Below are 12569 nucleotides of genomic sequence, written 5' to 3'. Positions count from 1 at the left end.
AGAGCGGGGCGGGGCGCTCACCCCAGAAACACCGGCAGCGACTCCAGCTCGTTCTGGGTGAGCACCGGCCGGTTGCGGATCCGATCCGCGGGGACCGCCAGCCGCATGCCGGGGAAGCGGGTGAAGAGCGCGGGCAGCGCGATCGACGCCTCCAGCCGGGAGAGCGCCGCGCCCGGACAGATGTGGGGGCCGTGCCCGAAGGCCAGGTGCCGGACGGGGGCGCCGCCGCCCCGGCGGATGTCGAAGCTGTCCGCGTCCTCGCCGTGCTGCTCGCGGTCCCTGCCGATGGCGCGGTACGACATGACCACGCCCTCGCCCTCGCGCACGATGCGGTCGCCGACCTCGATGTTCTCCGTGGCGAACCGCATCAGCAGATGCGTGGAGGGCGACTCCCAGCGCAGGGTCTCCTCGATCACCGCGCCCCAGCCGAGCTCGCCGCCCAGCACGAGCTTGAGCTGGTCCGGATGGGTGAGCAGGGCCCGTACGGCGCACAGGATGAGGCCGACGGTGGTCTCGTGACCGGCGGCGACCATCGCCTCCAGGTTGCCGCGCACCTCCTCGGCCGTCAGCGGCTCTCCGCCCTCGTCGGCCAGGATGAGCGCGCTGGTCAGGTCGTCGCCGGGTGCCTCGGTCTTCTGGATGACCAGATCGTGATACAGCTCGTCCAGTTCCCGGAAGACGGCCAGCCGCTCGTCCTGCGGGGTCGTCGTCGAGAAGAACGCCTCGTACAGCTCGTGCAGCCGGGGTTCCAGCTCGGGGTCGACGCCCATCAGCATGCAGACGACCGACATCGGCAGCGGCTGGGCGAAGGCGGCCTTCAGGTCGACCGGCTCCCCCGGGGCGCGCCGGGCCATGCCGTCCAGCAGCCGTGCGGTGATGCGCTCGATGGCGGGCCTGCCGGCCTCCAGCCTGCGCGGGGTGATCGCCTGCGCCGTCTTCGCCCGCAGCCGCCGGTGCTCGGCGCCGTCGACGGTGAACATCGAGCGCCCCGAGTCGACCATGCCGATCAGCGGCCAGGTCTCGTTGATCTGCCCGCTCTGCCACAGGTTCCAGCGCCTGACGTCCTTCACCAGCCGGGTGTCGGTCAGCAGGCTGCGGGCCTCGGTGTGGGTGGTGACCGTCCACGCCTCGGCGCCCATCAGCTCGATCCGCGCCAGAGGCCCGGCCCCGCGCAGCACCTCCGTCTCCCGCGCGAGGTCCCCCACGAGCGGGTCGATCACCATCGGACACTCCCCCACGGCGCCGGGCACGGGCGCGACGGGGCACTCTCCGGCGGCGGGCTCACCGTGCGGCGCGGCGGGCTCACCCTGCGGCGCGGCGGGCCGGCCCTGCGGCGCGTCGGCGGACGGCCCCCGCGGCGTCGTGGACTCTCCCCGCGTCGCGGCCTGCTGTCCCTGCATCATCGTCCTCCGTGGGCGGAAGGGGTTGAGGTGAACTCGACCGGCAGCACCGTCATCCCGCGCAGGAACGGCGAGGGGCGGCGGGCCAGCGCCTGGGGCGGGACGGCCAGGTCGATGCCGGGCAGCCGGTCGAGCAGCACCTCGATGCCGGTCCTGGCGATGATCTCGGCGATCTCCTGCGCGGGGAACGGGCACTGGAACTCGCCGTGGCTGAAGGCGAAGTGGGCGAAGTTGCTGTTGCGCAGGCCGTCCGGGGAGCCGGGGACATGCGCCGCCGGATCGCCGTTGGCCCCCGCGAGGCCGAGCAGCAGCATGTCGCCCTCCGCGATGCGCTGCCCGCCCAGCCGGGTGTCCCGGGAGGCCCAGCGGCCGGCGAGGATCTGGGTGGGGGTGTCCTCCCACAGGACCTCGTTCATGGCCTCGGCGACGCTGTGCTGTCCGCCGCTCATGGAGGCGGCGAAGCGGTCGTCGGTGAGCATGAGGCGCACCGAGTTGCCGATCCAGTCGGCGGTGGTCAGATAACCGGCGGCGGTGATCGCCATCAGGTCGAAGGTGTACTCCTCGTCCGTGAATTCGGCCGGATACGTGACCATGTACGACACGACGTCGGCGCCCGGTGCCTGCTTCTTGTCCGCCACGAGCCGGCCCATCAGCGCCATCGCGTGCTCGAAGGCCCCGATCGCGTCGGCCCCGCCGTCCGCCATCGCGCCGAGCGAGGTGAGCAGCGCCTCGTCGTCGGACTCGGGGAAGCCGAGCATGCGCGCGAGGACGAGGATCGGCAGCGGCTTGGCGTACGCGGAGATGATCTCCGCCTCGCCCGTGGCGCAGAACCGGTCGATCAGCCCGTCGGCCGCCTGTTCCGTGTCCCGGCGCAGCTCCATGTGGCCGATCCGCTCCAACGCGCCCTGGACCATGGCCAGATGGCGGCGGTGCTCCTCGCCGACGGTGAAGTAGACCGAGGGCTGCCGGGTGCCGACCATCGGGCGCAGGGGCCAGTCCTCGGGGAGGGTTTCCCACTGGTTCCACAGCCCCGCGTCGCGGGGGAAGAGGATGGGATCGCCGGTGACCTGGTACATCTCCCGGTAGCCGATGACCAGCCAGGCGGGCACGTCGCCGGGGAGTGTCACCGGGACGACGGAGCCGTGATCGCGGCGCATGTCGCGGTAGACGGCCTCCAGGTCGGTGTGGAACCTCGGGCCCATGAGCGGCACCGGGGCCGCCCCGCGTGCGGGACAGCCGGGCGGCGGGACGGACGGTCCCGCTGCCTCGTGGGGCTGGCTGGTCACGATCGCTACTCCCCTGCGACGGGCGGCACTTGGCTTCCATATGGGTCAACTTCGGGTCAGCTTAGGGCTGTTGGGGATCGCTTGGTGGCCGTTCTCTTCCTTCACTCGTGGCGCTTTCTTTCACCTGGCAGGGCTTGCGCTTTTCACATGACAGGACTCTTGACAGACGGTGGACCTGACACCAATATCTGTAAACGTTTTCAGTCGCTGTAAAGGTTTACAGCCCACTACCGGATCCATCGCAAAGGGGCGATACGTGATGTCTGACGGCGGACCACCCACCGTCGTGTCGATCGCAGAGCGCGCGGGCGTCTCGATCGCCTCGGTGTCCCGGGTGCTCAACGGCGTGGGAGCGCGGCCCGAGACCGTACAGAAGGTCGAACAGGCAGCCACGGAGCTGGGCTACGTGCCCAACGCCGTCGCCCAGTCGCTCAAGGGCGGGCGCACCAAGCAGCTCACCTTCGCCATGCAGGACATCGGCAACCCGGTCTACGTCGCGATGGTCCGCGAGATCCAGGCCGTCGCCCGCGCCGCCGGCTACCGCCTGCTGCTGCACTCCACCGACGCCGTCATCGAGGACGAACTGGCCGTCGTGCGCAGCCTCAGCGACCGTACGAGCGACGGGCTGATCCTGTGCCCGATCCGCATCACGCCCGAGCACATCGAGGTGCTCACCGCGGCGGCCGGGCCCGTCGTCGTCATCGGCTCGCTCCCGGGCGACGTGCCCGTGGACGCCGTACAGGCCGACTCCATATCCGGCGCCCGGCTGGCCGTCGGGCACCTGGCCGAATCGGGGCGGCGGCGTATCGCCTTCATCAACGGCCCCGTGGACACCGTCCCCGGGCACAACCGCGGGCAGGGCTACCGCAAGGCGCTGGCCGACCACGGGATCGCGCCGGACCCAACACTGGAGCGCGCCACCTCCTTCGGGCTCGCCGCAGGCCGCGAGGCCATGCTCGACCTGCTGGACGCGGGGGCAGCGCCCGACGCCGTCTTCTGCGCCAACGACCAACTGGCCCTGGGCGCCGGGCAGGCCGCGCACGAGCGGGGGCTGCGCATCCCGGAGGACCTGGCCATCGCGGGCATGGACGACAGCGAACTGGCCCGCGCCTGCTGGCCGCCGCTGACCAGCGTCGACCTCGGCTCCGAGGAGCGGGGCCGCACCGCGGCCCGGATGCTGCTAGAACGGCTCGCGGGCGCCGGCCTCGACAGCACGCCGGCGCGCAGGACGACCACCACGCCCCGGCTCATGGTCCGCGGCTCCTCCTCGGCCCCCGCCACTCCCACCGCCCGCTCCATCCGATCCGCCCCGTCCGCACCGGCCGTCCCGGCCGCCTCGGCCGCCCCGGCCGAAGACACCGAACACGCCGGGCAGACCGAGGCGAGAGGGGCCACGGCATGAGCGCCGCCTCCGTCAGCGGGCGCGCGGGCTCCACCGCGCCCGACAGCATCCCCTCCCAGCGCGGCACCCCGCCCCCGAGAACCCCCGCCGAGCGCAAGCGGGTGCTGGGCCTGGACCGGGGCGCGTGGTTCCTGCTGCTGCCCGCGCTGATCCCGATACTCGTGCTGAGCGCGGGACCGCTGCTGTACGCGATCTCGCTGGCCTTCACCGACTCGCAGGCCGGGCGCACGGCGGCCACCCAGTTCGTGGGCGCCGAGAACTTCGCCGATCTGCGGCTGGATTCCCTGTTCTGGGAATCGTTCCGGATCGGCCTGGTGTGGGCCTTGTGCGTCACCGTCCTCCAGCTCCTGCTGGCGCTCGGGCTCGCGCTGCTGCTCAACCAGAACCTGCGCTTCCGCTGGCTGGCCCGCACCCTCGCGCTCGTCCCCTGGGCGATGCCCGAGGTCGTGGTCGGCATCATGTGGCGGCTCGTCTACCACCAGGACGCGGGCATCCTCAACAAGACGCTGCGGCAGGTCGGCCTCATCGGGAGCGCGGCGGACAACATCGACTGGCTGACGAACCTGTCCCTCGCGCTGCCCGCCGTGATCCTCGTCGGCGTATGGGCGGGCATGCCGCAGACCACCGTGGTGCTGCTGGCCGGGCTCCAGAACGTGCCGCAGGAGCTGACCGAGGCCGCACAGCTCGACGGCGCCGGGGTGTGGCGGCGTTTCGCCTCGGTGACCTGGCCCGCCGTCAAGCCGGTGGCGATCGCCATCACCGCGCTGAACTTCATCTGGAACTTCAACTCCTTCGGCCTGGTCTATGTGCTGACCCAGGGCGGGCCCGGCGGGCAGACCCGGTTGCCGATGCTCTTCGCCTACGAAGAAGCCTTCAAATACGGCCAGTTCGGCTACGCGGCGGCCATGGGCGTCGTGATGATCGCCGTCATCGCCGTGTTCCTCACCGTTTTCCTGCGCAAGCGCCTCAAGGAGGACCCGTCATGAGTGCGGCGACCGCTCCCACCGCTGCCCGTGCGGCGGCTCCCGGCCGGCTGCGGGCCCGGCGGTTCGCGGGCCGTGCGGGGCAGTATCTGGGCCTGCTGTGCTACCTGGTCTTCCTGGCCTTTCCGCTGGTGTGGCTGGTGTCGACCTCGTTCAAGTCCCCGCAGGAACTGGGCAGGATCGACCCGACCTGGATCCCCCAGCACCCCACACTCCAGAACTTCCGGGACGCGTTCGAGGCCCAGCCGCTGGCCCGCTCCGCGCTCAACAGCCTGACCGTCGCGGGCGGTGCCACCCTCATCTCGGTGGCCATCGCCGTGCCCGCCGCGTACGTGATGGTGCGCTACCGCTCCAAGGTCAGCAGCGCGGCCACCGGCTGGATCCTGGTCAGCCAGATGTTCCCGTTCGTGCTGGTCATCATCCCGCTGTTCCTGGTCCTGAAGAACATCCACCTGATCAACTCGCTGGGCGGGCTGATCATCGTCTACGTCGTGTGGAACCTGCCCTTCTCGCTGTGGATGCTCCAGGGCTACGTCAAGGCGGTGCCCGTCTCGCTGGAGGAGGCCGCGGCGATGGACGGGGCCGGCCGCTTCCGCATCCTGCGCAGCGTGGTCCTGCCGCTGCTGGCGCCGGGCCTGGTGGCGACGCTGATGTTCTCCTTCGTCACCGCCTGGAACGAGTTCTTCTTCGCCCTGGTGCTGCTCAAGTCTCCGGAGAATCAGACGATGTCCGTCATCCTCACCCGCTTCCTCGGCGCCGAGGGGGTCGCGGACCTGGGCCCGCTGGCCGCCGCCTCGGTGCTCGCGACGATCCCGAGCCTGCTGTTCTTCGCGCTGCTCCAGCGCCGGCTGGCGAGCGGCATGCTGGCAGGGGCGGTGAAGGGCTGATGCGGCACCCACGGTTCCCACGCGCGACGGCGCGGCCCGCACGAACCCTGCGCAAGGCGGCCTCCGGAGCGCTGGCCACCGCGCTGGCCGCGGCGCTGCTGGCCGGGTGCGGCGGCGGGGAGGGCGACAGCGACGGCACCGTCACCCTCGACTACTTCAGCCTGGCCTGGCAGAAGGAGTCCATCCAGGCCAACAAGGCACTGGTCGCGAGGTGGAACAAGACTCACGAGAAGATCAAGGTCCGCTATGTGCAGGGCCAGTGGGACACCGTCCACGACCAGCTGCTGACGTCCTTCGAGGGCGGCGAGGCCCCCGACATCATCCACGACGACGCCAGCGACCTGACGGACTTCGCCTACGGCGGCTACCTCGCCGATCTGCGCTCCTACCTGCCCGAGAAGTCGCGTACCCGGATCCCGCAGGCCAGCTGGAACTCGGTCACCATGAACGGCGGAGGGGTCTACGGCGTGCCCTTCCTCCAGGAACCCAAGGTCATCGTCGCCAACAAGAAGCTGCTGGAGCGCTCGGGGGTGCGCATCCCCACGGCCGCCCATCCGTGGACCTGGGACGAGTTCGAGAAGGTCTCCCGCAAGCTGACCCACGGCAAGGGCCGGGGCGGGCAGCCCGCGCGGTACGGCGCCGTATGGACGATGAAGGAGCCGGTCAAGCAGTCGGTCAACCTGTCGCTGTCCACCGGCGGGAGCATCTTCACCAAGAAGCGCACCGACGACGGCACCAAGAACGCCGTCCGCTTCGACGCACGCGACTCGGCCGTCAGCCGCCTGATCAACCGCCAGGTCAACAAGGACCACACGGCTCCCAGGAGCGGCCTGGGCATGGCCGGCTCCGACGCGCTGCCCGGCTTCTTCGCGGGCCGCTACGCGATGGTCCCGCTCAACTTCTCCTTCCGCCAGCAGGTGCAGCAGCAGGCGCCCGACGGCTTCGAGTGGACCGTACTGCCCATGCCACGGGGCGAGGGCCGGGGCCACAACGCCCAGGGCGTCGTCCCCCAGACCCTGTCCGTGGCCCAGGACAGCGCGCACAAGCAGGCCGCGGCCGACTTCATCTCCTACCTGACCCGACCCGATCACATGGCCGAACTCGCCAAGGGTGACTGGATCCTGCCCACCGGGAAGGAAGCCCTCAAGGACCCCGCGATCAACCGCCGGAAGGACGGCTGGCGGGCCGGGGTCGCGATCGCCAGAACCCTTCGGCCCTCACCGACCCTCGGCGTACGCGGCTACGCGGAGTGGTCCGACAAGGTCGCCACCCCGGCCTTCCAGCGGTACTACAACGCCGACACCGGCCTGGACTCGCTCAGCGACTCCCTCGTGGACGACGGAAACCTCATCCTCAACCGCTATCAACGCTGACGCCTGGACCGGCCCCCGCTCAGGGGGCCGGAGCACCACCGCACTACGAGGAAAGGCGCACGATGAGCGTCAATCAGGCGGCCCTGCCCCGGGAGCGGGCTCGCGGCGCCATGACGGGGCTGGCCGTGGGCGATGCCCTGGGCGCGCCCGCCGAGAACATGAAGCCCTCACAGATCCGCGAACGCTGGGGCCGCATCGAGGGCTTCGTCTCCGACGACCCGGCGGGCACCGACGACACCGAGTACGCCATCTTCTCCGGACTCCTCCTGGCCGAGCACGGCTCGGCCCTCACCGTCCAGCACGTGGAAGCCGCCTGGCACCGGTGGATCGCCGACCTGGACGAGGGCTCCTTCCGGGGCGCGGGCTTCAGCGAGCGCGGGACGCTGGAGAACCTGCGCAGGGGCCTGGCCGCGCCGATCTCGGCGCAGCACCGGCACGCCTGGAGCGACGGCCTCGCCATGCGCGCGGCGCCCTTCGGCGTGTTCGCCGCCGGACGCCCCGCCGAGGCCGCCCGGCTGGTGTCCATCGACGGCACGGTCAGCCACGAGGGCGAGGGCATCTACGGCGGGCGGGCCGTGGCCGCCGGGGTCGCGGCGGCGATGGTGAGCGACAGCCCGGCGGTCGTCGTCCAGGCGGCGCTGTCGGTCATCCCGGCGAACTCCTGGACCTCCCGCTCCCTCCAGCGCGCCGTCTCCGCGGCGCGCCGGGCGCCGATGCGGCCGGATGCGACACAGCTGAGCGTGGAGCGCGCCGTGCGCTCCTCCGTGGTCATCGGCGGCTACCCCTGGACCGACCTGGCGCCCGAGGCCATCGGGCTGGCCTTCGGGGCTTTCACCGCGGCGCGCGGCGACTTCAGGGCTTCGGTGCTGACCGCCGTGAACATGGGCCGTGACGCGGACACCACGGCGGCCGTCGCCGGCGCGCTGGCGGGCGCGCTGCGCGGCGAGCCGGCCATCCCCGCCGAGTGGGCCACCGCGATCCGGCCCGTACGCGGCACCTGTCTGCCCTCCATGGCCGGGCGGCACGTCCGCGAGATCGCCGACCGGCTCGCGCCGCCGGCCGGCACGGAAATCGCACCGTCCGGCAACACCGGACCCGCGCCGCCGGACGACACCGGGCACACGCCGCGCGGCGGCACACGGCCCGCACCGCCGGGCGGCACCAGGCACACGCCACCCGAGGACACCGGGCGCACACCGCCGAAAGGCACCACGCCCGCGCCGCTGAATCACGCACGGGATGCCTCATGAGCTGCACCATCATCGAACCCCACCGCCCCTCCCAGCCCGGCGACGGCGAACCCGGCCGCATCGAGGGACTGTTGCTCGGGCTGGCGGCGGGCGACGCGGCCGGCTGGCCCGCCGCCCGGCACAGGGCCGCCAGGATGCCCGACTGGACGCGGCGGCTGACCCGCGAACTCGACACCTTCGCCGAGCTGAACGCCACCACCACCCTGCCGGTGCCCATCGCGCTCAACCAGCCGCCCGAACCGCTGCGGCTGGGCCCCTCCGACGACGCGGAGTGGGCGGCCTTCACCGCGCACGCCGTCTTGTCCGCAGACACCGCGAACCACAGCGACCTGACCCCCGACCAGCGGGTGCGCGCCGCGCTGACCCTGGCGTGGAACGCGCTCGCCGACGAGGTGGCAGCCGCCGCCGAGCAGGCCGAGGAGATCGAGTCGGCCCAGATCCCGCTGCGCGCCCGTATCTCGGTGCGCGCGGGGCTGGGCAATCTGGCCGCCGGGCTGCGGCCCCCGGCCACCGGGCACGACAACCCGCACTACTTCGACGACGCGGCCTGTGTGCGCGCCACCGTCCTGGCGGTCGTACACCCCGGCGACCCCGGGGGCGCCGCCGATCTGGCCGAGTTCGACGCCCGCTACACCCAGGACGACGACGGGGTGTACGGGGCGCGCGCCATGGCGGCGGCCGTGGCCGTGGCGCTGGCCGGGGACGAGATCGGCGCCTGCGTGCGGGCCGCGCTGGCCCAGCTGCCCGAGGGCACCGAGATCCGGCGCAACGCGCTGCGGGCCATAGAGCTGGCACAGGTGGCGCTCAGCGACAGCGCGGGCCTGCCCGGCAGCGCCTTCGCGCTGGTGCCCGTGCTGGAGCACGAGATCGTCGACCACGTCTACAGCTACGGCATCGCCGCCGCCGAGACAGTGCCGGTCGCGCTCGCCGTGGCCACCGCGGCGCAGGGCGTGCTGAGCGAGGCCGTGCCGTCCGCCGCGTGCCTCACCCGGGTCGCCGACTCGGCGCCCGCGCTGACCGGGGCGCTGGCCGGCGCGCTCGGCGGCGCCGCCTCGCTGCCCCACTCCTGGCGGGAGGCCTGCCGGAAGCTGTCCGGCTGCTCCCTGCCCCAGTTCGCGGGCGCCGACCTGGTGGAGACCGCCGGGCGGCTGGCCGCACACCACCTCATCAACGCCTCTCCCGCCGTCCCGGAAGGACCCCTGAACTCATGAGTTCCCCCACAGCTCCCGCAGCGCGCCCCTCCCCCGACGGCGGTCCCTCGGGCGACAGCCTTTCCCTTGAGGACCGGACAGCGGGCTGCCTGGTCGGTGCCGCCGTCGGCGACGCGCTGGGCGGGCCCGTCGAGGGCTGGACCCCCGAGGCCATCGCCGAGCGGCACGGCGGCCGGGTGCGCGGCATCGTCGAGCCGTTCCACAAGGACGAGTGGCGCACCGCGCGCCCCATCGCGCCGTACCACAAGGGCGACGGGCACGTCACCGACGACACCCTCATGACGCACGCCCTGGTCCGCGTCTACGAGAAGGTCCGCGACCACCTGGACGCCTACGCCGTCGCCGAGCACCTGGTGCCCGACCTGATCGGCACGCCGCGCTGGATTCCCGAACTCGAGGCGGAGGCACTGCCGTTGCAGCGGATCTTCCTCGCGGAGAAGTGGCTGGTCGCCCGGCTGCACTACGGGCACGTCGACCCGCGCGAGGCCGGTTCGGGCAACATCGTCAACTGCGGTGCCGCGATGTACATGGCGCCCGTCGGCGCCGTCAACGCGGGGAATCCGGACGCGGCGTACGCGGAGGCGGTGGATGTGGCGGGCGCCCACCAGTCCTCCTACGGGCGGGAGGCCGCCGGGGTGCTGGCAGCCGCCGTCGCCGCCGCGTTCCGCCCGGGTGCCACGCCCGGGTCCGTCGTCGAGGAGGCCCTGCGGCTCGCCAAGGACGGCACCCGCGCGGCGATAGAGAGCGTGTGCGAGAGCGCGGCACGGTACGAGGACTTCGAGGAGGCGCTGAAGCCGCTGCGCGAGGCGGTGACCCCGTTCGACACCGTCGGCCCGGATTACCGGCAGCCCTCGCTGGGTGCCCGGCGGCCCTCGCGGCTGCACGCGATCGAGGAGCTGCCGATCGCGCTGGGCATGCTGCTGGTCGGCCGGGGCGACTTCCGGCACACGGTGCTCGGCTCGGTCAACTACGGCCGCGACTGCGACTCCATCGCCTCCATGAGCGGCGCGATCGTGGGCGCGCTGTACGGCGAGCGCGCCGTGCCCGCCGAGTGGAGCGGGACGGTCTCCGACGCCAGCAAGCTGGACCTGCACGCGCCCGCCGCCTCGCTCGCCGCCGTCGCCCGCGAGGTCTTCGCCCGCGACCTGGAGCGCCGCCGCGCCCACGAGACGGCCTTCACCGCGCTGACGGGTGCCGCCCGATGAGCGGCGGCACGACGAGTGACGGCACGACGAGTGACGGCACGACGGGTGGCGGCCCAACGGGCGGCGGCACGACGGGCAGTGGCGCGCGGCCCCCGCGAGACGGTGGCGCCCCGCTGCGCCTGACCTGGACGCAGCCGGAGGACCTGCTGGGCCACGAGCTGCGGCAGGCGGCGCAGGACGGGCGCGACGCGAGTGACATCGAGCGCCGCTGGCTGGCCGCCGGCGGGCACCCGGCGCCCGAGCGGGCCGGGGCCTCGTCCGCTCCCGCGAGCCCGGCGCTGCGCGCGACGGCCGAGCAGCTGCTGGACGAACTGACCGCGCTCGAATCTCCGTTGGAGCCCTACGAGCCCACGGACCTGGCCGCCGTCAAGGCGGCCTGCCCCGACTGGCCCACGGCGGCCGAAGTGCCCCGGGCCGGGCTGGAGGAGCGGCTGCACGCCGCCTGGCTGGGGCGCGCGGCCGGGTGCCTGCTGGGCAAGCCGGTGGAGAAGCTCACTGTGGAGGGCATCCGGGCGCTGGCCCGCTCCACGGACAACTGGCCGCTGACGGGCTACTTCACCGAGCGGGGCCTCGACCCGGCCGTCGCCGCCGCGTACCCGTGGAACCGTCGCTCGCGCACGACCTCGCTCGCCGAGAACATCGACGGGATGCCCGAGGACGACGACCTCAACTACCCGCTGCTGGCCCTCCTGTTGCTGGAGCGGCACGGGCCCGGCTTCAGCACCGGCGACGTGGCGAAGCTGTGGCTGGACGAGCTGCCGGCCGGGCGCACCTTCACGGCCGAGCGGGTCGCCTACCGCAACCTGCTCGCGGGTATCGAGCCGCCGCACACGGGCGCGTACCGCAACCCGTTCCGCGAGTGGATCGGCGCGCAGATCCGCGCCGACGTCTTCGGCTGGACCCACCCGGGCGACCCGGCGGGCGCCGCCGAGGCGGCCTGGCGGGACGCGGTCCTCACCCACACGGCGAACGGCGTGTACGGCGAGATGTTCACCGCGGCGGCGCTGGCCCGCGCGGCGGGCGGCGGCCCCGGCGTGGACGTGGACGCGTGCGTGGCGGCGGGCCTGTCGGTGGTGCCGCCCGGCTCGCGGTACGCCACCGCCGTCCGCACCGGCGTGGCGGCGGCCCGCGAGGCGGCGAACGCCTCCCTGGCCGGTTTCGAGCAGGTCGTCGACGGGCTCCACGCCGCGTACGGCGACCACCACTGGGTGCACGTGCTCCCGAACGCGGCCCTCCTCGCCGCCGCGGTCACCCATGCGGGCGGCGACTTCGACGGGGCGATCCGCCGGGTCGTCTCCGGCGGCTGGGACACCGACTCCAACGGCGCCACCGCCGGCTCCCTGACAGCGCTGCTCGCGGGCAGCCCGGCGGTCCTCCCCCGCCGCTGGACGGCGCCCTTGAAGAACCGCCTGTCGACAAGCGTCGGCGACATGAACGGGGTGGGCTTCGACGAGCTGGCAGCGCGTACGACCGCGCTGAGCACCGCTGCCGCCCGCGGGCCGGACCGGCCCGCCCTGCCGCCCCAGGCGGCAGACTGCCCCGATCCTGACGGCGCCCAGCCCGCCCTCACCG

General features: G+C 73.0%; 9 protein-coding genes and 1 pseudogene. 8 read left to right on the top strand and 2 right to left on the bottom strand.

Going from position 1 to position 12569, the window contains the following annotated elements; genetic code table 11:
• Positions 1–17: 17 nt before the first annotated feature.
• Together OHB04_RS31530 and OHB04_RS31525 are read right to left on the bottom strand one after the other, a co-directional pair.
• The gene (locus OHB04_RS31530) at positions 18–1223 is read right to left on the bottom strand and encodes a cytochrome P450 family protein (protein WP_326693011.1); all 1206 of its coding nucleotides are present in this window, start codon (positions 1221–1223) and stop codon (positions 18–20) included.
• A gap of 176 nt (positions 1224–1399) precedes the next feature.
• A complete protein-coding gene (locus tag OHB04_RS31525) occupies positions 1400–2602 on the bottom strand; it encodes a cytochrome P450 (protein WP_326693010.1) in 1203 nt (400 codons plus the stop codon).
• Positions 2603–2945: 343 nt separating this feature from the next.
• Between OHB04_RS31525 and OHB04_RS31520 the strand changes: the two genes are divergently transcribed.
• The 8 genes and pseudogenes from OHB04_RS31520 to OHB04_RS31485 all read left to right on the top strand — a co-directional run.
• On the top strand, positions 2946–4088 hold the full coding sequence (locus OHB04_RS31520; RefSeq protein ID WP_326808782.1) for a LacI family DNA-binding transcriptional regulator: 1143 nt from the start codon (positions 2946–2948) through the stop codon (positions 4086–4088).
• A complete protein-coding gene (locus OHB04_RS31515; RefSeq protein WP_326691031.1) occupies positions 4085–5074 on the top strand; it encodes a carbohydrate ABC transporter permease in 990 nt (329 codons plus the stop codon). Before OHB04_RS31520 ends, OHB04_RS31515 begins: the two co-directional genes overlap by 4 nt.
• Positions 5071–5958 carry a carbohydrate ABC transporter permease gene (locus OHB04_RS31510; RefSeq protein ID WP_326691030.1) on the top strand — a complete coding sequence of 296 codons (888 nt, stop codon included), beginning with the start codon at positions 5071–5073 and terminating at the stop codon, positions 5956–5958. Before OHB04_RS31515 ends, OHB04_RS31510 begins: the two co-directional genes overlap by 4 nt.
• Positions 5958–7331 (top strand): ABC transporter substrate-binding protein, encoded by a 1374-nt coding sequence (locus tag OHB04_RS31505; protein ID WP_326808781.1) that lies wholly within the window; start codon positions 5958–5960, stop codon positions 7329–7331. The genes OHB04_RS31510 and OHB04_RS31505 overlap by 1 nt, the downstream gene beginning before the upstream one ends.
• A gap of 62 nt (positions 7332–7393) precedes the next feature.
• Positions 7394–8581: an ADP-ribosylglycohydrolase family protein gene (locus OHB04_RS31500; protein WP_326691028.1), complete on the top strand. Its 1188-nt coding sequence runs from the start codon at positions 7394–7396 to the stop codon at positions 8579–8581.
• A complete protein-coding gene (locus OHB04_RS31495; protein ID WP_326691027.1) occupies positions 8578–9792 on the top strand; it encodes an ADP-ribosylglycohydrolase family protein in 1215 nt (404 codons plus the stop codon). Before OHB04_RS31500 ends, OHB04_RS31495 begins: the two co-directional genes overlap by 4 nt.
• A complete protein-coding gene (locus OHB04_RS31490) occupies positions 9789–10997 on the top strand; it encodes an ADP-ribosylglycohydrolase family protein (protein ID WP_326691026.1) in 1209 nt (402 codons plus the stop codon). Before OHB04_RS31495 ends, OHB04_RS31490 begins: the two co-directional genes overlap by 4 nt.
• A pseudogene (locus OHB04_RS31485) lies at positions 10994–12466 on the top strand (ADP-ribosylglycohydrolase family protein); the annotation flags it as partial. The gene OHB04_RS31490 and the pseudogene OHB04_RS31485, both read left to right, overlap by 4 nt.
• Positions 12467–12569 lie beyond the last annotated feature (103 nt).

This window comes from Streptomyces sp. NBC_01775 (genome assembly GCF_035917675.1).
Lineage (GTDB): Bacteria > Actinomycetota > Actinomycetes > Streptomycetales > Streptomycetaceae > Streptomyces.
The sequence above is the reverse complement of the archived record's forward strand: the minus strand, read 5'-3'. Positions and strand labels throughout refer to the sequence as shown.